Source organism: Arthrobacter sp. AD-310 (assembly GCF_054656615.1).
Genome location: NZ_BAAHNO010000029.1, coordinates 32,973 through 55,164 on the forward strand (window position 1 = coordinate 32,973; position 22,192 = coordinate 55,164).

Here is a 22,192-nt window from a genome sequence, read left to right on the forward strand (position 1 = left end):
CCGCGTCGCTCAGTGGCTGCGGCGGAGGTCGACGCCGAGGTCGAGATCCTCGATGCGGACGGGCAGGGACGATTCGAGCGAGCGGTTGCCGGCGATGCCCACCGAGACGGAACGCAGCCCGTCCAGGTAGCCGGAGGGCCGGCCCAGGGAATCCTCGCCGGGGCCGTTGAAGAGGTCGGAGAGCAGGAGTTCGTCGCCGCCGCCGTGGCCGCCTTCGCCGTTGACGATGGGCACCTCGTAGGCAGCCTCCCAGTGGCGCTGGACCACCAGGCGTTCGCCGTTGCGGCGGATGGCGTCGTCTTCCTCGATGGGGGTGGCGCTGGGGTCCACTACAGTCTTCTTGTCCGTGCTGGACGTGACGGCGGCGCGTTCCACGACCTCGAGTTCGGCGCGGCCTTCGGTGCCGTTGACTGCCACGCGGTAGCCCTCCCAGGGGCTGTGGGCGTTCAGGGAGTAGCTCAGGCGCGGGCCGCCCTGGTACTCCACCACCAGCGCGAGGTTGTCCTCAATGGTGATGCCGCCGGTGAAGACGTCCTGGTCGCGGCGGTAGCCGTCGTAGTGCTCGTTGTCCAGGAAGAGCGCCTTGAGCCGCTCGTCCTCGCGGAGGTCCAGCGTAAACGGATCCTTTTCAGCGGTGGCCGGCGCATCGGCGTCGGGCGTGCCGCGTTCGGGGCGGGGACCCAGGCCGCGCTCGGCGGCGTTCTTGTCGCCGTAGAACTTCAGGCCGCCAGAGGCGAAGACGCGCTCGGGCACGTCGTCGATCCACCAGTTGACCAGGTCGAAGTGGTGGGAAGCCTTGTGGATCAGCAGGCCGCCGGAGTTCTTCTTCTCGCGGTGCCAGCGGCGGAAGTAGTCGGCACCGTGGACGGTGTCCAGGACCCAGCTGAAGTCGATGGACGTGACCTTGCCGATGACGCCGCTCTGGATGATCTCCTTGAGGGCGCTGTTGCGCGGCGAGTAGCGGTAGTTGAAGGTGACCACCACGTTGCGGCCGGTCTCATGCACGGCCTTGGTGATCCGGCGGCAGCCCTCGGCGTCGATGGTGAGCGGCTTTTCGACGACGACGTCTGCGCCGGCGCGGAGGGCTTCGACGATGTAGTCGGCGTGAGTGTAGTCCGGGGTGGTCACCACGACGCGGTCGATGCTGTTGGCCTGGATGAAAGCGGTCAGGTCTGCAGGGTCGAAGGTGGCGATGGGCCCTGGCGCGCCGAGTTCCTGGATCAGCTTCTGGTAGAACTCCACCCGGCCGGGGTTGACGTCGGAGAAGGCCACAAGTTCGGCGGTGCGGGCGTAGTTGCCCAGCACGGCGCGGATGTACATCTCGGACCGGCCGCCGGTGCCGATCAGGGCGAGGCGGGCCTTCGGGCCTTCCTGTGCTGCGCCGGTCGCTGCGGGGGCGGCGGCGGCGGACTCGGCTGTGTTGACCATGAGGGTCCCTTTCGAAGACTTTAGCCGGGCCGTTCAGGTGGCCCGGGGATGAGGCTCCGGCGCTCCTGCTGCACCGGCTGAGAAAGCGTTTTCTCGGTTCGCTATAAGATTTGTACCAACAGCGGCAGGGTCACGTCAACCATTATGGCTGTTGGGAGAAAGCGTTTTCTATGCCACCGTGCCCGTCGGTGCGGGAAAAGTCGGAGTACTGGGTGGGAAAACACGGGAAAACAGTAGAAATCGCTTTCCCATGGCGTTATATGCTGTCATTCAACACACCGCCGCCTCGGCGGCCGGATGCTGCTGCAGCGTTGGCGACCCGGCCGTGGACGTAGAGTCCGTGGCGCCAGGAAAGGGTCCACCAATGGTCAGGAAATCGGCTACAGGCCGCATCGGCATCGCGGATGTCGCCGTGAAGGCGGGCGTTTCGCACGCCACGGTTTCCCGCGTCATGAACGGCAACTACACCGTTGATCCGGACATCGCGGCACGCGTCCGCGCCGCCGCGGCCGAACTGAAGTACCAGCCCAACCCGGTGGGGCGCAGCCTGGCACTGGGCAAGACGGACACCATCGGCATCGTGGTGCCGGACCTGGCAAACCCGACTTTCCAGGCCATCCTCCGCGGCCTCAGCCGGGCCGCCGCCCAGGACGGCTACCGCGTCCTGATCGCCGACTCCTTCGAGGTCTCCAGCGAGGAAGCCATCCTGGCAGGCGAGGCCCGCCGTCGTTGTGACGGCCTGGTCCTGTGCGCACCCCGCATGACGGACGCCGAACTGGAGGAGATCGCCCCTTCCCTGCACCCGCTGGTGCTGATCAACCGCACCACGGCCACCGCTGGCGTACCCAGCCTGGTGGTCGATTACGGCCAGGGCGTGCAGGACATTGCTGAACACCTGGTGGAATTGGGCCATACCCGGCTGGCCTTCCTGGCCGGCCCGCCGCGCAGCGCCTCCAACGGACTCCGGCTCCAGGGCCTGGAATCGTTTAAGGCCGCGCATCCCCAGGTTGATGTCACCATGCTGGAGGGTGGCTCGGACTTCGACACCGGGCATGGGGCGGTAGACGCGGTGCTGGACAGCGGGGCCACGGGCATCCTGGCCTTCAACGACCTAGTGGCCATGGGCCTCATGAGCGGCCTCCACGAACGCGGGCTCGATGTTCCCGGCGACATCTCCGTCACCGGCTTCGACGACATTCCCTTCGCGAAATACACGACGCCGGCCCTCACCACCGCGGCCGTTCCCATTACCGAGCTGGGCGAGCAGGCGTGGCAGCAGCTGCGCGCGCTGATCCGCAAGGAGGCGAGCGACGCCCCGGGCAGCCGGTACCAGCCTCGCCTGGAGGTCCGCTCCAGCACGGGACCGGCCAAGGCTGCGCGCACCACCACCCACGGCTAGCCCCGTCAGGAGGCGAGTCCCGCCTCCTTGTAGTAGCCCTCGATGTGGGCGGCCACCAGCCTTGCGGCCAGCGCGCCGTCGTTGCTGCGGATGGCTGCAAGGATGGCCTGGTGCTCGGCACGCAGCCGGGACGCCGTGGCCCCCCAGTCCTGCAGCCCTGCCGTCAGCTCGGCCGCATAGCCCTGGATGGACTCACGGAGCGAGCCCATCATGGCACTCACAACGGCGTTGCCGGCGGCGTCCGCAAGGGCGAGGTGGAACCGGACATCCAGGGCCAGAAACTCATTGACGGGCAGGTCCTCCGCAGCCATACCATCGAGGAGCGCCGCGGCCTGGTCGAGCTCAGGCGCGTCGCGTACTGCCTTGGCCACCGCCCAGGATTCCAGCAGGACGCGGGTCTCCACGATGTCCGCCACCGGCAGGTGCTGGGTGGCGACATGGAGCCGCAGGGCCGAGCCGAGCGCCGCCGTCGGATCCGAAATCACTACCGTGCCGGCCTCAGGACCGGAACCGACGCCGGCCCGCACCACGCCCATCGCCTCAAGGATACGGATCGCCTCGCGCACCGACGTCCGGGAGACCTTAAGCTGCTCGGCGAGCGAGCGCTCAGCCGGCAGCCTGCCGCCCACGGTCAGCCTGCCGCCGGAGAGTTCGTTCTCGATCCAGGACAGGACAAGCTGGTGGGTACGCATGGATAAATGGTAGTTGATGTGGTTGGACCACATGGCCTACAGTGTGGTTAGACCACAGCGGCCGTGGATGCGGCCCCGCCTAGGAGGACGCGATGACCCACACCATCCAGCCCAACAACCCCGAAGTTTCCCCGGCCCCGGAGACCACGGACATTCCCGCCACCGCGGCACCCGCTCCTGCGCCGCCGTCGTCCGCTGCTCCCGGGCCCGTCCCCCCTGCGCTGAAGCGCCGCATCCCCAAGTACTCCGACCTTGCTCCCCTGATGCAATTTAAGAAGCCGGAGTTCAGCAAGGAAGCGCGCCTCAAGCGGGCCAGCACCATTTGGGAACTTCGGGACCTCGCCAAGCGCCGCACTCCCAAGGCGCCCTTCGACTACACGGACGGCGCCGCGGAGGAGGAAATCACCCTCCGCCGTGCACGCCAGGCCTTCCTGGACATCGAGTTCAAACCCGGCATCCTGCGCAATGTCTCCGCCATCGACCTGACCACCACCATCCTCGGCAAGCCTTCCAGGCTCCCCGTTGGCATCGCCCCCACCGGGTTCACCCGCATGATGCAGTCCGAAGGCGAATACGCGGGGTCGCAGGCAGCAGAAGCCGCCGGCATCCCCTACACCCTGTCCACCATGGGCACCGCTTCCATCGAGGACGTGGCTGCCGCAGCCCCGAACGGCCGGAACTGGTTCCAGCTCTACCTGTGGACGGACCGTGACCGCTCCCTCGAGCTGATTGAGCGGGCTGCCAAAGCCGGAAACGACACCCTCATGGTCACCGTGGACACAGCGGTGGCAGGCGCCCGCCTCCGCGACGTCCGCAACGGCATGACCATCCCGCCTGCGCTGACCCTCAAGACCGTGCTGGACGCTTCCTACCGGCCCGCCTGGTGGTTCAACTTCCTCACGCACGAGCCCCTGACGTTCGCGTCCCTGTCCCGGTACACCGGCACCGTGGCGGAGCTGATCAACTCCATGTTCGACCCCACACTGACGTTCGACGACCTCGACTGGCTGCGCGAAACCTGGAAGGGCAAGCTGGTGGTCAAGGGCATCCAGACCGTGGAGGACGCCCGCCGCGTTGTCGACCACGGCGCCGACGGCATCGTGCTCTCCAACCACGGCGGCCGCCAGCTCGACCGGGCACCCATCCCGTTCCACCTGTTGCCGGAAGTCAAGCAGGCGTTCACGGCGGACAACACGGACGCTGCGATCATGCTGGACACCGGCATCATGAGCGGCGCCGACATCGTCGCCGCGCTGGCCCTGGGTGCCGATTTCACCCTGATTGGCCGTGCATACCTTTACGGCCTGATGGCCGGCGGCCGCGCGGGCGTGGACCGCACCCTGCAGATCCTCGAGAAGGACATGGCCCGGACCATGGCGCTGCTGGGCGTCAGCAGGCTCTCGGAGCTGACCCCGGACCATGTGCGGCTGCTGGACAAGTAGGCACTGAACCACCGGGAGGGGCAGCTACTTCTTCCGGCCGAATTTGGGCAGGTTGGGGAGGTTTGCCAGCAGGTCGGCGGCGCGGGTGGCAGCGCGGCCCACGGTGCGGCCGATCTGCTGGGGGACGCTGTCGTCACTGAGCGGCGCGGCGGTTCCGCCAGGAATCACGACGGCGGGACTCAGCTCCGCGCCGTCCGGCGCCAGCACGCCGTCGGAGACAGCTCCGGCGGCGACGGCCTCCGGCGTCTCACCGGCGGTGGCGGCTTCACGAACAGGCGACGGTTCCTTCGCGGCGGCCCGGGCAGCGGCATGTTCCGCGGGAGCCGGCACGGCGGCGGCCGGGGATCCGACGTCGAACGTTTCCAGCCAGCTGGCAACCCCTTCCAGCGGCTTGCGGTTCAGCGCGTAGTAGCGCTTCTGGCCCTGCGCCCGCATGCTCACCAGCTGGGCCTCGCGCAGGACCTTCAGGTGCTTGGAAATGGTGGGCTGGCTTGCGGCAAGCTCCTCCACCAGCTCGCCCACGGCCTTGTCCCCTGAGCGGAGGGAGACCAGGATGTCCCGCCGGGTCGATTCCGCAATGACGGCAAATACGTCGTCTGTCACCATGCCTCCCACCCTAGCGACATATACGCCGAAAGGCATCAACTATTTCATGGCCGACGGCCTATTGCCCGGCACCCCCGCCAGTGCTAGAACACAGCATGCACGTGCTTCGCCAGCAGCTCTTCAACATCATCGCCTTCGTGTTCCTGGCCCTCTTCGTGGCGGTCTGGGGCAGCGTCCTGCTCCGCGTCGGATACTGGGTGCCGGACGGCCGGACCGCGGCCCCTCCCCTCAACGGAGCCCTGGTGACGGCCGCCGGTGTCCTGGCGACATCGCTGAGTTCATTGACCGCATCCGCCCTTGGGTTCACCATCGCCGAGGTCCGCCAGGCGGAGGGAAACGCCAACGCCCGCCGTGCGGGCGGCTCCGGGGCAGGGGGTGGCCCGGCCTTCAACCCGGCCGAAGTCACGGCCCGGTTGTCCGGCCGGATCATTGCTGCCATCGTGGTCTACCTGGCCGTGGGGCTGCTGGTCCTGCTTGTATGGCTGGTCAAGGGGACTGCGTCCACTGACCTCATCGGCGCGTTCGCCCTGTCCCTGCTCGGCTGGTTGATCGGCGCCGCCGGCGTGGTGTTCCAGACGGAAAAGACGGATACGTAGCGGGGCCGGTTAGTCGATGTAAGTGGTCAGTCGAACCAGGGATCCAGGCCGTGCAGCGGAAACACGGCTTTCCGGGTGGCCATCACCGTCCGGTCGATTGCGTCGTTGGGATCGAACCCGACCTCCCAGGAACGCCACCAAAGCTCGACATCATCGCCCATCAGCCCGGGCGCGGATACGCCGAACTTGTCCTCCACGTAGTCCCTCCACTCCTGCGGCACGGCGCTGCGCAGCGGCACCGGCCGGCCGGCGGCAATCGCCACCAGGTGGCTCCACGCGCGGGGCACCACCTCCAGGACGTTGTACCCTCCTCCGCCGGTAGCGATCCAGCGGCCGCCACAGTGGCGTTCCGCGAGATTCCCGACGGCGCTGGCCGCCTCCCGCTGGCCGTCCACGCTGAGATTGAGGTGCGTGAGCGGGTCTGTCCGGTGCGAGTCGCAGCCGTGCTGGCTGACGATCACCTCCGGTTCAAAGGCAGCCACAAGCTGCGGCACCACGGCATAGAAGGCCCGCAGCCAGCCTGCGTCGTTGGTCCCCGCGGGGAGGGCGATGTTCACTGCGGTCCCCTCCGCGTTGGGCCCGCCGATCTCGTTGGCGAACCCGGTGCCCGGAAACAGGGTGAGCCCTGTTTCATGCAGCGAAAGGGTGAGGACCCGCGGGTCGTCCCAGAAGATGCTCTCCGTCCCGTCCCCGTGGTGCGCGTCGACGTCGATATACGCCACTTTCCTGATGCCGCCGTCGAGCAGACGCTGCACGGCGAGCGCGGCGTCGTTGTAGATGCAGAAGCCGCTGGCCCGCTCGCGCGCGGCGTGGTGCATGCCGCCGCCGAAGTTCACGGCGTGCACCGCTGATCCGTCGAGGATCCGCGACGCCGCCAGCAGGGAGCCGCCGGCCAGCCGCGCTGCTGCTTCGTGCATCCCGCCAAATGCGGGGTCGTCTTCGGTGCCGAGGCCCCTCGCCTCGTCGATCTCGGTGGGGTCGGCACTGACCCGCCGCACCGCCGCCACGAATTCGGGCGAGTGCACCAGCTCAAGCTCGGAGTCGCCGGCGACCTCGGGGGCCTCCACCGACACGTGCTCCAGGTCGAACAGTCCCAGGCTCCTGGCAAGGCGGGCGGTCAGGTCCATCCGCTCGGGGGCCATCGGATGGCCCGGGCCGAAGTTGTAGGCGGTCATGGCAGGGCTCCACGCCACCATCGTTGGAGGCGCGGGCTGGTTGAGACCGGGCAGGTATGTCATCAATCACAGGCTACCGGAGCACGGGCACCTGCCAGCCCGGCCATTACGCGGTCAATAGTGGTTTACTACTGGGGGAAGCAGATTCAACCGAGGAAAAAGCCACACATGACGCAGAGCCAGTCGAGGCCCCGGAACCCGGCCATCTGGCATCCCCCGGCGCAGGAGCGGGAGGGCCTCTGGATCCTTACCCGGCTGCGCGACTTCATCGACGACATCGCCAACACCTCCCCCGCACGGCTTGCCCTGACTGCGTTCGCCGGAGTTTGCCTGGTTTTCACTTTCCTGCTGTCCCTCCCCGTCTCGTCCGCCGCCGGCACGGCCACCCCCCTGCACCAGGCCATGTTCACAGCGGTTTCGGCTGTCTGCGTAACGGGCCTGACAGTGGTTTCCACGGCGGTGCACTGGTCCTTCTTCGGCCAGCTGGTCATCCTGGTGGGCGTTTTCATTGGCGGCCTGGGCACCCTGACGCTGGCGTCTCTGCTGGCGCTTATGGTGAGCAAGCGGCTTGGTGTGCGCGGCAAGATCATCGCTGCCGAGTCCATGAACAACGCCGGCCGCCTGGGTGAAGTGGGCACCCTGCTCCGGATCGTGATCACCACGTCCGTGGTGATCGAGGCAGCGCTGGCACTGGCCCTCATTCCCCGGTTCATGACGCTCGGTGAGCCCTTTTGGCAGTCCGTCTGGCACGGCATCTTTTATGCGATATCCGCGTTCAACAATGCCGGGTTCACTCCGCACTCGGACGGCATCGTCCCCTATGAGACGGACCTGTGGATCCTGGTCCCCCTTATGCTCGGCGTCTTCCTGGGCAGCCTGGGCTTCCCCGTGGTGATGGTGCTGCAGCAGAACGGGCTCAACTGGCGGAAGTGGAACCTGCACACCAAGCTGACCATCCAGGTGTCCTTCATCCTGCTGGCGGCCGGCACGTTCCTGTGGGCGCTGATGGAATGGGACAACACCAGGACCATCGGCACCATGAACCTGGGCGACAAGATCACGCATGCCCTGTTCGCGTCAGTCATGACGCGTTCCGGCGGCTTCAACCTGGTGGACCAGAACCACATGGAGTCCACCACCATGCTCCTGACGGACGCCCTGATGTTTGCCGGTGGCGGCTCCGCATCGACCGCCGGCGGCATCAAGGTCACCACCATCGCCGTGATGTTCCTGGCTATCGTGGCTGAAGCCCGCGGCGACGCCGACGTCAAAGTGTACGGGCGGACCATTCCGCAAGGCACCATGCGGGTGGCAATCTCGGTTATCGTCGCCGGCGCCACCCTGGTGTCCGTGTCCGCGTTCCTGCTCCTGCAAATCAGCGGCGCTTCCCTGGACCGGGTCCTGTTCGAGACCATCTCCGCCTTCGCCACCGTGGGCCTCAGCACGAACCTCAGCGCCGAAGTGCCGCCGTCGGGCGTTTACGTGCTGACCGCCCTGATGTTCATGGGCCGCGTCGGTACCGTGACCCTCGCCGCTGCCTTGGCTTTGCGCCAGCGCAGCCAGCTGTACCACTACCCCGAAGAAAGGCCGATCATTGGCTAGTTCCCCAGACGCCCCCAGGCGCCCCGCCCACAACGCACCCGTGCTGGTGATCGGGCTGGGCCGCTTCGGTTCCTCCACGGCCGAACAGCTGGTGAAGCAGGGCCGTGAGGTGCTCGCCATCGAACGCGACCGGACCCTGGTGCAGAAATTCGCGCCGCTCCTGACCCACGTGGTGGAGGCGGACGCCACCAACATTGACGCCCTCCGCCAGCTTGGCGCGCAGGAGTTCAGCTCCGCCGTGGTGGGTGTAGGCACGTCCATCGAATCCTCGGTGCTGATCACCGTGAACCTGGTGGACCTCGGCATCGAGCACCTGTGGGTCAAAGCGATCACACCCTCCCACGGCAAGATCCTGACCAGGATCGGCGCCAACCACGTGATCTATCCCGAAGCCGACGCCGGTGTCCGGGCAGCGCACCTGGTCTCCGGCCGCATGCTCGACTTCATCGAATTCGACGACGACTTCGCCATCGTGAAGATGTACCCGCCACGCGAGACGGTCGGTTTCACCCTGGATGAGTCCAAGGTGCGTTCCAAGTACGGCGTGACGATCGTGGGCGTGAAGTCCCCGGGCGAGGACTTCACGTACGCGCGGCCGGAGACCAAGGTGTCCTCGCGGGACATGCTGATCGTGTCCGGGCACGTGGACCTGCTGGAGCGGTTCGCCGCCCGCCCCTGATCCCCAACCGCCCCTAACCTCGCAAGCTCGGCCAAGGTACCCTGCGGTCTCGGGCCCAGGGTCAGCCGAGCTGCCTGGTGATCTCCGCTGCACGGTCGGCCGCCGCTCTGGCTCCCGCGGCAATGATGGACGGGATGCCGCCCTCGTCAAAGGTGGCGATGGCGCGTTCCGTAGTACCGTTCGGGCTGGTTACCGCCTTGCGGAGTGCGCTGGGATCGGCGCCGGGTTCGGCGAGCATGAAACCGGCGCCGGCGACGGTCTCGCGGGCCAGGAGCAGCGACAGTTCGCGGTCCAGGCCCAGTTCCTCACCGGCTGCCGCCATCGCCTCTGCGAGGTAGAACGCGTAGGCCGGGCCTGAGCCGCTGATGGCCGAGAGCGCGTCCACCTGCTCCTCGGGAACTTCGACGACGGTTCCGGCGCCCCGCAGGATGTCCTTGACCTTCTGCAGCTGTGCCGGGGTGCAGTTGGTGCCCGGGGACACGGACACCACGCCGCGGCCGAGCTTGGCAGGAGTGTTGGGCATGGTGCGGATGACCGGCTGGCCCGCCGGCAGGGCTGCTTCGAGCTGCGCTATCGATACTGCGGCGGCCACGCTGACCACCACGGTGTCCGGGGAAAGGGCGCCGCTGATCTCTCGTGCAAGGTCCGTGATGCCGACCGGCTTCACGCCTAGGATGACCACGGCGGACCCCTTGGTGGCTTGTTTGTTATTGTCCGGTTCTTCCTCGCCTGCGATGGCGGTGATGCCGTGGTACCGCTCAGCAAGTTCCGCTGCCCGTTCCGCACGCCGGACGGTGGCGACGACGTCCGCCGGATCCGTCCCCGCCTCCAGCAGTCCGCCAAGAATGGCTTCGTTCATGGACCCACAGCCAAGGAATGCGATTCGGTTGCTCATTGATCCATCATTGCAGTTTGGTCCGGCGGCTGCCGATTCCTTACGGGAACACCGGATTAACGATTCACAGCTTGCTCACATGTAGGGTGCAGGTGGCTCCCAAGGAGCCCGCCTACTGTAGTTAGTACCTCATTGAGGGTGCGAGTGATGCGGCAGGCATGGGGATGTCTGCCAGGGCACCGGCGGCCGGCTACAGGTTTTCCCCCATTTTTCCTGTTGCCGGCGCCGGTGCTTCCGCTCTTAAGCGGCAGCTGTGAACCTGCGCCGGACGGGCAGGGATGCCTTAGACGGCGGCGTTGGCGGCGGGCGCCGGAACCACGTGCGGTGCAGGCTCCAGCGGTCCGGCGAAGACAAGCTGGTCCATGCGGCGCAGGATGAGGCCCTCGCGCAGCGCCCAGGGGCAGATGCGAAGCTTCTTGAATTTGAAGAGCTCCAGCGCTGCCTCGGCCACCAGCGCACCCGCGAGCAGCTGGTGGGCACGGGCTTCGGAGACTCCGGGCAAGTGCAGCCGGTCCTCGGCTTTCATGGCCGAGATGCGCTGGGCCCAGATTCCAAGGTCCGTGGCGTTAAGCTCGCGTTTGACGTAGGGGCCGGCGTCGCTCGGTGCGGCCCCGGCGATCCGGGCAAGGGAACGGAAGGTCTTGGAGGTGCCCGCCACGAGGTTCGCCCGGCCCAGGCCGTCAAACTCCCGGACCGCCGGCTTCAAGGTGGCACGGATGTAGCGCCGCAGTTCCTTGACGCTTTTGGCGGAGGGCGGATCGTCGGCCAGCCAGTCCCGGGTGAGCCGGCTTGCCCCGAGGGGGACGGAGGTTGCCACCTCGGGCAGCTCGTCCTGGCCGAACGCCATTTCGAAGGAGCCGCCGCCGATGTCCAGGTTCAGGACGGGCCCCGCGCCCCAGCCGTACCAGCGCCGGACGGCGAAGAACGTCATGGATGCCTCTTCGCTGCCGGTGAGTTCCTGCAGGGTCACCGTGGTTTCGTGCTTGACCCTGGCCAGCACCTCCGGGCCGTTGGCAGCTTCCCGGATAGCGGAGGTACAGAACGCCAGGAGGTCCTCTGCCTTGTGCCGGGCGGCGAACTCCCAGGCTTCCAGGACGAACTCGATCAGCTCATACTGCCCCGCTTCGTTGATGCTGCCGTCCGGTTCGAGGTATTGGACCAGGGACAGGGGCCGCTTGTGCGAGGCGAAGGGGACGGGCCGCGCGCCGGGGTGGGCATCCACCAGCAGAAGATGGACAGTGTTGGACCCGATATCGAGGACGCCTAGCCGCATGGGGATATTATTCCCCGTCTGCGCGCTTGAAGTCGCGCTTGATGTTGGCCACGCCCTCCGGGTTGATCTCGAAACCGTAGGCGGCACCGGGGTTGATCACGAGGCCCAGCTCGTCGCCGATGTTGGCGATGATCGCTGCGCCCTGCGTGCCCAGCACGTTTGGCGCCGCTGCAAGGTATTGCTCGTCCACCCGGCTGGGGTGCGAGAAGACCGCCAGGACGGGGTCGCCGTCGGCGTTTGCCAGCACCAGCGGCTCCACCTCGGAGTCCACACCCTCAATCCCGTCGGAACTGATGATGTAGACCTCGCTGTTGAGGAAGGACAGGATCACGTCCACCGGGTTCGCATCCGGCTGTCCGCCCGTAGCGAGCTTTTCCTCGAGGTCGTTCAGCGGGCTGGGATCGGTCACTCCGGTCTGTTCTGTCATTCCCCTAGCCGATCACGTCTGCCGGCGGCGCGCAATTCCCCGGGCAATCCTTACTTCTTCGCGGCAGCCTTCTTCTTGGCCGGGGCCTTGCGGGTGGTGGTCCGCTTGACCGGGCCTTTGGCGCGCTTCTCGGCGAGGAGCTCCACGGCCTGCTCGCGGGTGAGCTCTTCCAGGGAAGTGGCCCGCGGAACGGTGATGTTGGTGATTCCGTCAGTGATGTAGGGGCCGAACCGGCCTTCCTTCACCACGATGTTCTTCTCGGACACCGGGTCCGGGCCGAACTCGGCCAGCGGCGGCACGGCAGCCCGGGCGCCGCGCTGCTTGGGCTGGGAGTAGATCTCCAGCGCCTGCTCCAGGGTGATGGTGAAGATTTCCTCTTCCGAGCCGATGGAGCGGGAGTCGGTGCCCTTCTTCAGGTACGGCCCGAACCGGCCGTTCTGCACGGTGATGGGGTTGCCTTCGGCGTCTTCGCCCAGCACGCGCGGCAGGCTCATGAGCTGCAGTGCCTCGTCAAGGGTGACGGACTCAACGGTCATGGACTTGAACAGCGAACCGGTGCGGGGCTTGGCCTTGACCGGCTTCTTGGGCGGCTTGGGCTTGCCGTTCTTGTAGTACTCCACCGGCTGGGCAGCGAGCTCTTCCTCGGTCATTTCCGGGATGATTTCCGTGACGTATGCGCCGTAGCGGCCGTTCTTGGCAACGATGGTGTGCCCGGTGTGCGGGTCCTTGCCCAGAACGCGTTCCTCGGGGGCCGCGGTTTCCATCAGCTCGATGGCCTTGGCCGCGGTCAGCTCGTCCGGCGCGAGGTCGTCGGGGACGTTGGCGCGGGCAGACTCGACAATTTCACCGGTCTTGGCGTCGACAGTGGCGGCGGAGCTTTCCAGGTAGGGCCCGAACTTGCCCACCCGCAGCGTGATTTCGTCCGTGATGGGAATGGAGTTGATCTCCCGGGCGTCGATCTCACCCAGGTTGTTGACGATGCTCAGCAGGCCGGGATCGGAGTCCTCGCCGAAGTAGAAGTGCCGGAGCCAGGACGCACCGGCTGCCTGGCCGTTGGCGATCTTGTCCAGGTCGCCTTCCATGTCCGCGGTGAACTCGTAGTCCACGTAGTCCGAGAAGTGCTGCTCGAGCAGCCGGATCACGGAGAAGGCGATCCAGCTGGGGACCAGTGCAGAACCCTGCTTCCGGACGTAGCCCCGGTCCTGGATGGTGGAGATGGTGGAGGCATACGTGGACGGGCGCCCGATGCCCTTCTTCTCCAGTTCAGCGGTCAGCGAGGCTTCGGTGTATCGCGGCGGCGGCGAGGTTTCGTGGCCCACGGCCACGATGTCGGAAGCCGTCAGCGAATCGCCCTTCGCCACGTTGGGCAGGCGGCGGGCCTCGTCGGAGTCGTCGTCACCGCGGGTCTCGTCCTTGCCTTCCTCGTAGGCGGCAAGGAAGCCTGGGAACGTGATGACGGTGCCGGAGGCGGAGAACTCGGCATCCCGCCCGTCGGCAGCGACGGCGCCAAGACGGATGGTGGCGGTGGAGCCCTTGGCGTCGGCCATCTGGGAGGCGACGGTGCGCTTCCAGATCAGCTCGTACAGGCGGAACTCATCACCGGAAAGCTGGGAGGCCACCTGTGCCGGGGTCCGGAAGGAGTCGCCGGCGGGACGGATGGCCTCGTGGGCTTCCTGCGCGTTCGCGGCCTTGTTGGAGTAGACCCGGGGTGAGCCCGGGATGTATTCGGGTCCGTACAGTTCGGAGGCCTGCCGGCGTGCCGCGGTGATGGCCTCGTCACTCAGCGCAGACGAGTCCGTACGCATGTAAGTGATGTAGCCGTTTTCATACAGCCGCTGCGCGATCTGCATGGTGCTCTTTGAGGAGAAGCGCAGCTTGCGGCCGGCCTCCTGCTGCAGCGTGGAGGTGGTGAACGGGGCGGCGGGGCGGCGCGTGTACGGCTTGGTGTCGACGGAGCGGACCGTGAACGCCGCCTCCTGCAGGCCGGCGGCCAAAGACGCAGCCAGTTCCTCGTTCAGGTGGGCAACGTTCTTGGAGATTAGCTCGCCGTCGTCGTTGAAATCGCGGCCGGTGGCCACCTTGGCGCCATCCACTGCGGCGAGCTTTGCCTTGAAAGAGCCGGCGTCGGCGCCGAACTGGCCGGTCAGGTCCCAATAGGACGCAGCCTTGAACGCCATGCGTTCGCGTTCGCGGTCCACCACCATGCGCGTGACCACGGACTGCACGCGGCCGGCGGACAGGCCGCGTGCCACCTTGCGCCACAGGACGGGGGAAATTTCGTAGCCGTAAAGCCGGTCCAGGATGCGCCGGGTTTCCTGGGCGTCCACCAGTGCCGAGTCAACGTCGCGCAAATTGCCCATGGCACGCTGGATGGCTTCTTTGGTAATTTCCCCGAATGTCATCCGGTACACCGGGACCTTGGGCTTGAGCACTTCCAGCAGGTGCCACGCGATGGCTTCGCCCTCGCGGTCCCCATCGGTTGCGAGGTAAAGTTCGTCGGCGTCTTTGAGCGCAGCCTTGAGTTCGGTGACCTTTTTCTTCTTGTCCGGGGACACCACGTAGTAAGGCTTGAAGTCGTGTTCGATGTCGACGGCGAACTTGCCCACCGAGGTTTTCTTCAGCTCTGCGGGGAGCTCCGACGGCTGCGGCAGGTCGCGGATATGACCGATGGAGGCCTCAACAATGAAGCCCTCGCCGAGGTACTTGGCGATGGTCTTGCTCTTGGCCGGAGACTCCACAATCACGAGTTTCTTGCCGGTTTTGGCCTTGCTTGGCACGGTGCTCCTACAGAAAAAGGTTGCTGGGGCAGATGAGCCCATATTGGCCTAGTTCACCATATTTTGGACAATTCTGCGCATTCATGTGGAAAAGGCGGGCCTCCCCCGGGGCCCGCCGCAGGTTCACTCCGGGGCCGGGACCAGGAAGCCGTCGCGGACCAGGTTTTCCACCTCTTCGAGCAGTTCCGCCCGGAAGGAATCGCCGCCGAGCAGCGCTTCCAGGGCGGCGGCGATCTGCCCGGCGGCCAGGTCGCCGTCGCACGCCGACACGAAGCCGGCCAGCTCGGTGCTGAGCAGGTTTGTGCGGCGCAGCCCTGCACCCTGGCGCAGCAGGATCACGCCGGGGTGCTCTGCGCCCGGCCGCTGGTGGCGTTCCTCCGTCACGTCGTCGGCCACCAGCAGGTGCGCGTCCGCCAGGGTGTTCGCAGCAAGCCAGTCGCAGCGTTCGACGGCGGCACCCAGGTGGGGTCCGATGGGCTGCTCGATCGGGTAGGTGATTTCCTCGAAGCGGCTGATGGCCGCCGGCGCCCCGGAGTGGGGCCGGCGCAGCCAGACCATGCCGAAGCCGATGGCCTCCACGTTCCGGGAGGCAAAGTCGTCAAGGTAGGCGGCGTAGGCGTCCCGGTAGTGGCGCCGGTCCCGGCCTTCGGAAGCGTCCTGCAGCCACGTTTCCGCGTACTGCCCGGGGCTGACCTGCTCGCGCTGGATGAACCAGGCGTCCGTGCCCGGCCGGACCCATCCCCTGGGGCGTTCGTGCCATTCGGTTCCGGCCGCCACCTCCCAGTTGCCGAGCATCTGGGCGGTGCCGCCCGGCGCCAGAACCCCGGGAAGGTCCGCCACGAGCGAGGCGACGATGTCGTCGCCCGGCAGGCCGCCGTCGCGGTACGTGAACTGGCCCGCGGCGTCCTCGCCGGGACGGCGCGGGGTGATGACGAACGGCGGGTTGGACACCACCAGGCCGAACTCCTCACCGGCCACCGGTTCCAGCAGCGAACCCAGGCGGAGGCTGACCCGGTCTTCCAGCCGGGCGGGGTCAACTGAGAGGGCCTCGGCGTTGAGCAGGATGTTGAAGCGGGTGTACGCCAGGGCACGCGCGGAGATGTCGGTGGCGGTGACGTGCTGGCAGTGGTGCAGCAGGTGGAAGGACTGGATGCCACAGCCGGTGCCCAGGTCCAGGGCACGCTCGGTGTGCCGGCGGACGGTGGTCTGCACCAGGGTGGTGGAGGCCTGCCCGATGCCCAGGACGTGGTCGTGCCGCAGGACGCCCGGCTGCTGGTGCGCCGCAAGGTCGCTGGCCACCCACAGCTCGGCGCCGCCGCTGCCGTCCTCATTTTTATCCCACCCGTAGGGCCGCAGGTCCGCTTTCGCCGCGAGCAGCGCGGTGCCGGGCACGGGCTGCACCAGCCCCAGCCTTTCCAGGCCTTCCGCGCGGATGCCCGGCAGGGCGGCGTCGAGCGTGTCCCGTTCCTGCGGCTCAGCCAGTAGCCACAGGCTGACGACGGCGGCCAGCGGCTTTGCGCCGTCGTCCTCCGTTGCCGCGCGTTCGGTGGCGAGCATCGCGGGAATGACCTGGTCCCGGTTCAGTGCCGCGGACGCGAAGGGACCGAGCAGCCGGGCGACGCCGTCGAGCGTGTAGCCGACCCGGCGCAGGTCCTGCGCCAGGGCCGTGAGCAGTTCCGGAAGGTCGCTGCGCGGGGCGTCGGGGGTGTTGCCGGCGGTGAACTCAAATGGGGATCTAGGCACCGCACAAGCTTAGTCCGCCCGGCTTCGCCCTCCCGGGGCTCCGCGGACGGCCGTGCTGGGGCAGCCTTGTCCGCGGGGTAGCGTTGAAGCATGCCGTCCAGCCTGCCCTTCCTTCCGCGCGCCCGCCACGCCCTTTACAAAGCCGCCGCGCCGGTGGCCGCCATCCTCACGGTGGCAGCCTGCTCCCCCGCGGTGTCCATCGAAAACGCGGACGTGCCGCAGTGGCGTGCCACCGCACTGCCGGCCGCGCCGGGCACCGTGCTGGAGGACGCCGGAAAGATCCTCAACCGGGACCGCATCATCCGCGAAGCCGCCGATGTCCCGGCAGGACGCTACATCCTGTCCGCCACATGCGAAGGCGGCGGCAAAGCGTTCTTTGCGGTGTCCCTGAACGGGGTCCAGGTGGTTGACGCCGGGGCTGCGTGCAACGGCAGCCGCGAAACCACCAGGATCATGCTGGACGAGCCCGGAGCGGTGGAAATCAGCACCTCGAGCGTCGACGCGCCGCTCATCTACGCCTACCACCTGGTCCCCGCCGAATAGCAGTTTTTCCGGTCTGGCCCCCGGGCCTGCGCGGGCTTAAAGTCGGAGCATGCCCAGTGTGCGGAGTACTTCCGCGCCCCGTCCCGGCCGGACACCTCGGGCGCCGCTGGCGCGGAAGCCGGCGGCCGCCGTCGTCCTTGGCCTTGTGCTGGCGGCAGGGCTGGCTGCGGGCGGCTGCGAATATACGTACGACGACGGCCGGAGCTGGACAGGCACCGGGGAGGCCGGGCCCACGGCTGCGCCCGCTCCCGTCTTCACCCGCGACCCGCTACAGCGCGACCCGGTCCCGGAAGACGAACTGGACGCCTGGGTGTCACGGACCCTGCCGGCTCCTCCCCAGCCGGTGGTCCACGCGGGAGCCGGGGTGCTGGCGGCCGGCGAGGTGCGGACCGAAACGACGCCGGTCCTCGGCACCGGCACCTATGCACTGGCCCTGGCCTGCCGGAGCCAGCGGCGGGTGACGTTTGTGGTCCGGAGCGACGCGCTGACGCTGGTGGACCTGGGGCTTCGCTGCGGCGTCAACCGCGAGAATGTCATTTACCTCTCGGCAGAGACCGCCCTCACCGTGACGGTGGAGGCGCGGACGGGCGCCAACTTCGCCTACCGCCTGCGCCTGCTCTGACCGGTCCCGCGTTCCGACCGCCGTCGTGGCCCCCCCGATTCAGGCCGCGCACCCCTCCGGGCAGAGCAGGGTATCCGGGCTGGCCGCGCACTCGGCGCAGTAGAGCGTCAGCGTGCGGCAGCTGGGGTTGGAGCAGTTCTCGAACTTGCTGGTGGGCGCTGCGCACCGCGCGCACTCGCCGATGGTTTTGGCATCGTCACTGAACTCGACGTGCATCCGCTTGTCGAAGACGTAGAGGGAGCCCTCCCACAGGCCCTGGTCCTTGAAGGCCTCGCCGTAGCGGACGATGCCGCCGTCCAGCTGGTAGACCTCCTTGAAGCCGCGGTTCACCATAAGGCTGGACAGCACCTCGCAGCGGATGCCGCCGGTGCAGTAGGTGACCACGGGCTTGTCCTTGAGGGCGTCGTACTTGCCGGAATCCAGTTCTTTGATGAAGTCGTGGGTGGTGGCGACGTCGGGGACCACGGCGTCCTTGAACCGGCCGATCCGGGCTTCGAAGGCGTTCCGGCCGTCGAAGAAGACCACGTCTTCGCCGCCCTGTTTCTTGGCATCCACCAGCTGGTGGAGTTCCTCGGGCTTGAGGTGCTTCCCGCCGCCCACCACGCCGTTGGCATCCACCTTCAGTTCACCGGGGGCGCCGAAGGAGACAATCTCGTCCCGCACTTTGACACTGAGCCTGGGGAAGTCTTCCGCCCCGCCGTCGGACCATTTGAAGTCGATCCCGTGGAAGCCCTCGTATTCGCGCGTGGTCTTGACGTACTGCTTCACGGCGCCGATTTCACCGCCCACGGTGGCGTTGATGCCGTCCTTGGAGATGATGATGCGGCCCGTCAATCCCAGCTTTTCGCAGAGGGCACGCTGCCAGAGACGCACCGCCTCGGGGTCCGGAATGGGGGTAAAGCCGTAGAAGAGCACAATTCGGTTCAAAGCCACGTATTTAAGGGTACCGCCCGGGTTCCGCGGCCTTTCCACGCCTGTCCCGAGGCGGATGCACTCCCGGCGCAGCACGTCCCTGCGCCTCCTGCATCACAATTGCGTAAGCACCCTGTTGCTGGCGATCACGCTGGAATAGTGTTCATCCCATGAGTCCGGAAACCATGATTGAAGACGTCACTGGCCTTCTTGACGTGTGGGTGGCCGGCTGGGCCGGTTGCCGCGGCTACCAGACATCCAAAGAGGGCCGTTTCCCCGCTGCACTCCGGGCTGACACGACCGGTGAGTGGGAGTACTTCGCGTCCGACCCCACCGACCAGGAATTCGCCGCCCTCGCGGCGAAAACCGCGGAGGCGCCGCCCCGGGGCCTGACGATCCTGACCAACGACACTGCCCGCTACGCCGCCTTGGCCGCCCGGAACGGGCTGAACGTGACCTCCGATTCGCAGACCATGATGATCGTGGACATGGAAACGCAGGACGCCGAGGACCCTTGGCTTTCCGACGACGACCTCGCCTTTTCAACGTCCCGGCAGAACGGCGTCCACTACGCCGAGGTCCGCTCCGGCGCCACCCTTGCCGCCAGCGGCCGGGTGTTTGTGGTGGGCGATACCGCCGTCTTCGACAAAATCATCACCGAACCCGGGTTCCAGCGCCGCGGCCTGGGCAGCTTCATCATGCGGGCACTGGCGGCACAGGCATTCGAGCATGATGTGACCACCGGCCTGCTGCTGGCATCCGTTGACGGCCAGAAGCTGTATTCCCACCTGGGCTGGAGCACCGTCTCCCGGGTGCTGATGCTCTCGGCTTCCCGGGACGGGTCCGACCTCTCCCTGAGCTGAACGTTCCGGCCCGTCCGGTTGCCGCGCGCGGTTTCCCCGACGGCGAACCGGGCCGGCCGGAACCCCGCCAGGTGAAACAATATTGGGGTGAACCCCCATGACTCCCTGCTCCCCCTGCTGGGCCGCGGCCCGGACCCGGAGCAGCTCCGTCATGTCCGCACCATCCCGGCCCGCGCAGCGGTGCACGCGCCGTGGCCGGAATGGGTGCACCCGGACCTCATCGCAGCCTACGGCGCACTGGGAATCCAGGAGCCCTTCCGGCACCAAGTGGAAGCCGCCGGCATCGCCCACGGCGGCGGGCATGTTGTGGTGGCCACCGGCACCGCGTCCGGTAAGTCACTCGCCTACCAGCTGCCGGCGCTGGACGCCATCCACCGGTCCGAACTGCGGGTGCTGGCGGACCCGGGCAAGATGCACGACGACGGCGCGGTCACCCTGTACCTGTCCCCCACGAAGGCACTGGCAGCCGACCAGCTGAACGCTATCCGGGCCCTGAAGCTCCCCACCGTGCGGGCAGAAACCTACGACGGCGACACCGATCCGGCCTCCCGGCGCTGGATCCGCGACCACGCGAACTTCGTCCTCGCCAACCCGGACATGCTGCACTTCGGGATACTGCCCAACCATGCCTGGTGGGCAGGCTTCTTCCGCCGGCTGCGGTACGTCATCGTGGACGAGGCCCACAGCTACCGCGGAGTGTTTGGGTCCCACGTCGCCAACCTGATGCGGCGGCTGAGGCGGGTCTGTGCCTATTACGGCGCCGGAACGTCCTTCCCGGAGCCCGTGTTTATTGCCGCCTCCGCCACCGCTTCCGACCCCGATGCGTCCTTTGCCCGGCTCATCGGCGCGCCGGTCCAGGCAGTGTCCCAGGATTGTTCGCCGCACGGGGCCACTACGGTTGCCCTGTGGGAGCCTGCCCTGACCGAGCTCAAAGGCGAAAACGGGGCCAAGGAGCGCCGGACCGCCGTCGCCGAAACCGCAGACCTGCTCGCGAACCTGGTATCCGCCCGGGTCCGGACCATCGCCTTCATCAAGTCGCGCCGTGGCGCCGAGACCATCTCCTCCGTCACCAAGCGGCTGCTGGACGAGGTGGATCCCAGCCTGCCGCCGCGGGTGGCCGCCTACCGTTCCGGATACCTGCCCGAGGAACGCCGCGCCGTGGAGAAGGCGCTGCGGTCCGGGGAACTCCTGGGGGTCTCCAGCACCTCGGCCCTTGAGCTCGGGATCGACATCTCCGGACTTGACGCCGTACTGGTGGCCGGCTGGCCCGGCACCCGCGCGTCGCTGTTCCAGCAGATCGGGCGCGCCGGCAGGGCGGGGCAGGAGGCCATCGCAGCGTTCGTTGCCAGTGATGATCCTCTGGACACTTTCCTGGTGAACCACCCGGAGGCGATTTTCGACGTCTCTGTTGAAGCCACCGTTTTTGACCCCTCCAACCCCTATGTGTTGGGACCGCACCTGTGCGCGGCCGCCGCGGAACTGCCCCTGGGCCCGGGCGAACTGGACCTGTTCGGCGGAACGGCGGAGGCGCTGCTCGACAAACTGGTGGCACAGGGGTACCTCCGGCGAAGGCCTGCGGGATGGTTCTGGACGCACGCCCAAAGCGCCGCCGGGATGGTCAACCTGAGGGCCGACGGCGGCGGCCCGGTCAGTATTGTGGACGCGGACACCGGCTCACTCCTCGGCACCATGGATTCGCCGCAGACCCACTACCAGGCGCACAACGGCGCGGTGTACATCCACCAGGGTGACAGCTACGTGGTGGAGGACCTCAACGAGGACGACCACTGCGTGGTGGTCCGACGGGCGAACCCCGACTACTACACGACGGCCCGGGACGTCACCCAGATCGAGGTCCTGGACACGCAACGCACCATGCAGTGGGGTGGCATCACCGTCCATTTCGGTGACGTCAAGGTCACAACCCAGGTGGTCTCCTTCCAGCGCAAGGCTCTGATCTCCAACGAAATCCTGGGCGAGGAACCGCTGGATCTCGGCGCCCGGGAGCTGTTCACCAAGGCCGTCTGGTTTGTGGTGGACAACCGGTCCCTGACGGCCGCCGGACTGATTGAAGCCCAGTTCCCGGGTGCCCTCCACGCAGCCGAACATGCTGCGATCGGCCTCCTGCCCCTGGTGGCGTCCAGTGACCGGTGGGACATCGGCGGCGTTTCCACCGCCCTGCACGCCGACACCGGGGTGCCTACGATCTTTGTGTATGACGGGCACCCCGGCGGGGCGGGCTTCGCCGAACGGGGTTTCGACAAGGCCAAGGTGTGGCTGGCCGCCACCCGGGACGCGATCAAGGCCTGCGAATGCGATGCGGGCTGCCCCTCCTGCGTGCAGTCCCCCAAGTGCGGCAATAAGAACAATCCGCTGGACAAGCACGCCGCCGTGACCCTCCTTGACGTCCTGTTGCAGGACGCAACGGAGGAGCCGGTGGCCACCGCCCCAGCAGCCAGCAGCGGCACCAGTTCGCGGCAGGCCTAGGCCGGGTCCCGCCCAGCCTGGGCCGGCCCCG

Annotated in this window: 19 protein-coding genes; 9 read left to right on the top strand and 10 right to left on the bottom strand. The window is 67.3% G+C overall.

Translation table 11 applies throughout. The features are described from left to right. Positions 1-9: 9 nt before the first annotated feature. A complete protein-coding gene (locus tag ACYQ1Z_RS16365) occupies positions 10-1,428 on the bottom strand; it encodes a Gfo/Idh/MocA family oxidoreductase (RefSeq protein ID WP_459793605.1) in 1,419 nt (472 codons plus the stop codon). Positions 1,429-1,792: 364 nt separating this feature from the next. Here ACYQ1Z_RS16365 and ACYQ1Z_RS16370 point away from each other — a divergent pair, with 364 nt between their 5' ends. Next, the gene (locus tag ACYQ1Z_RS16370; RefSeq protein WP_459793606.1) at positions 1,793-2,827 is read left to right on the top strand and encodes a LacI family DNA-binding transcriptional regulator; all 1,035 of its coding nucleotides are present in this window, start codon (positions 1,793-1,795) and stop codon (positions 2,825-2,827) included. 5 nt (positions 2,828-2,832) lie between these two features. On the opposite strand, the gene ACYQ1Z_RS16375 is transcribed toward ACYQ1Z_RS16370, so the two are convergent. Then, positions 2,833-3,519 carry a FadR/GntR family transcriptional regulator gene (locus ACYQ1Z_RS16375; protein ID WP_459793607.1) on the bottom strand — a complete coding sequence of 229 codons (687 nt, stop codon included), beginning with the start codon at positions 3,517-3,519 and terminating at the stop codon, positions 2,833-2,835. 92 nt (positions 3,520-3,611) lie between these two features. On the opposite strand from ACYQ1Z_RS16375, the gene ACYQ1Z_RS16380 reads away from it, so the two are divergent. Next, on the top strand, positions 3,612-4,961 hold the full coding sequence (locus ACYQ1Z_RS16380; protein WP_459793608.1) for an alpha-hydroxy acid oxidase: 1,350 nt from the start codon (positions 3,612-3,614) through the stop codon (positions 4,959-4,961). Between the two features lie 24 nt (positions 4,962-4,985). On the opposite strand, the gene ACYQ1Z_RS16385 is transcribed toward ACYQ1Z_RS16380, so the two are convergent. Further along, entirely contained in the window at positions 4,986-5,567 is a 582-nt protein-coding gene (locus ACYQ1Z_RS16385) for an ArsR/SmtB family transcription factor (RefSeq protein WP_459793609.1), read from the bottom strand. A gap of 95 nt (positions 5,568-5,662) precedes the next feature. Here ACYQ1Z_RS16385 and ACYQ1Z_RS16390 point away from each other — a divergent pair, with 95 nt between their 5' ends. Continuing rightward, the gene (locus ACYQ1Z_RS16390; protein WP_459793610.1) at positions 5,663-6,163 is read left to right on the top strand and encodes a hypothetical protein; all 501 of its coding nucleotides are present in this window, start codon (positions 5,663-5,665) and stop codon (positions 6,161-6,163) included. Between the two features lie 26 nt (positions 6,164-6,189). On the opposite strand, the gene ACYQ1Z_RS16395 is transcribed toward ACYQ1Z_RS16390, so the two are convergent. Then, complete coding sequence (locus ACYQ1Z_RS16395) at positions 6,190-7,401, bottom strand: acetoin utilization protein AcuC (protein WP_459793611.1); 1,212 nt, start codon at positions 7,399-7,401, stop codon at positions 6,190-6,192. Positions 7,402-7,506: 105 nt separating this feature from the next. Between ACYQ1Z_RS16395 and ACYQ1Z_RS16400 the strand changes: the two genes are divergently transcribed. Further along, positions 7,507-8,940, top strand: coding sequence for a TrkH family potassium uptake protein (locus ACYQ1Z_RS16400; RefSeq protein ID WP_459793612.1), 1,434 nt, complete (start codon positions 7,507-7,509; stop codon positions 8,938-8,940). A gap of 40 nt (positions 8,941-8,980) precedes the next feature. Further along, entirely contained in the window at positions 8,981-9,619 is a 639-nt protein-coding gene (locus tag ACYQ1Z_RS16405) for a potassium channel family protein (RefSeq protein ID WP_009358540.1), read from the top strand. A gap of 61 nt (positions 9,620-9,680) precedes the next feature. Here ACYQ1Z_RS16405 and proC read toward each other — a convergent pair whose 3' ends face one another. The 5 genes from proC to ACYQ1Z_RS16430 all read right to left on the bottom strand — a co-directional run bounded on the left by proC (position 9,681) and on the right by ACYQ1Z_RS16430 (position 16,734). Continuing rightward, positions 9,681-10,514 carry a pyrroline-5-carboxylate reductase gene (gene proC / locus ACYQ1Z_RS16410; RefSeq protein WP_459793613.1) on the bottom strand — a complete coding sequence of 278 codons (834 nt, stop codon included), beginning with the start codon at positions 10,512-10,514 and terminating at the stop codon, positions 9,681-9,683. A gap of 283 nt (positions 10,515-10,797) precedes the next feature. Further along, a complete protein-coding gene (locus ACYQ1Z_RS16415) occupies positions 10,798-11,787 on the bottom strand; it encodes a Ppx/GppA phosphatase family protein (protein ID WP_459793614.1) in 990 nt (329 codons plus the stop codon). Positions 11,788-11,794: 7 nt separating this feature from the next. After that, a complete protein-coding gene (locus ACYQ1Z_RS16420; RefSeq protein ID WP_459793615.1) occupies positions 11,795-12,214 on the bottom strand; it encodes an SseB family protein in 420 nt (139 codons plus the stop codon). Between the two features lie 50 nt (positions 12,215-12,264). Next, positions 12,265-14,991 (bottom strand): type I DNA topoisomerase, encoded by a 2,727-nt coding sequence (gene topA, locus ACYQ1Z_RS16425; RefSeq protein ID WP_459793616.1) that lies wholly within the window; start codon positions 14,989-14,991, stop codon positions 12,265-12,267. Between the two features lie 123 nt (positions 14,992-15,114). After that, positions 15,115-16,734, bottom strand: coding sequence for a DUF7059 domain-containing protein (locus tag ACYQ1Z_RS16430; RefSeq protein ID WP_459793617.1), 1,620 nt, complete (start codon positions 16,732-16,734; stop codon positions 15,115-15,117). Positions 16,735-16,824: 90 nt separating this feature from the next. Here ACYQ1Z_RS16430 and ACYQ1Z_RS16435 point away from each other — a divergent pair, with 90 nt between their 5' ends. Continuing rightward, positions 16,825-17,277 (top strand): hypothetical protein, encoded by a 453-nt coding sequence (locus ACYQ1Z_RS16435; protein ID WP_459793618.1) that lies wholly within the window; start codon positions 16,825-16,827, stop codon positions 17,275-17,277. 49 nt (positions 17,278-17,326) lie between these two features. Next, complete coding sequence (locus tag ACYQ1Z_RS16440; protein ID WP_459793619.1) at positions 17,327-17,899, top strand: hypothetical protein; 573 nt, start codon at positions 17,327-17,329, stop codon at positions 17,897-17,899. A gap of 39 nt (positions 17,900-17,938) precedes the next feature. Here ACYQ1Z_RS16440 and trhO read toward each other — a convergent pair whose 3' ends face one another. Continuing rightward, positions 17,939-18,832: an oxygen-dependent tRNA uridine(34) hydroxylase TrhO gene (gene trhO, locus ACYQ1Z_RS16445; RefSeq protein WP_459793620.1), complete on the bottom strand. Its 894-nt coding sequence runs from the start codon at positions 18,830-18,832 to the stop codon at positions 17,939-17,941. A gap of 149 nt (positions 18,833-18,981) precedes the next feature. Between trhO and ACYQ1Z_RS16450 the strand changes: the two genes are divergently transcribed. After that, the gene (locus ACYQ1Z_RS16450; RefSeq protein WP_459793621.1) at positions 18,982-19,674 is read left to right on the top strand and encodes a GNAT family N-acetyltransferase; all 693 of its coding nucleotides are present in this window, start codon (positions 18,982-18,984) and stop codon (positions 19,672-19,674) included. Positions 19,675-19,761: 87 nt separating this feature from the next. Beyond that, positions 19,762-22,161 carry a DEAD/DEAH box helicase gene (locus ACYQ1Z_RS16455; RefSeq protein ID WP_459793622.1) on the top strand — a complete coding sequence of 800 codons (2,400 nt, stop codon included), beginning with the start codon at positions 19,762-19,764 and terminating at the stop codon, positions 22,159-22,161. The last annotated feature ends 31 nt before the right edge of the window (positions 22,162-22,192 follow it).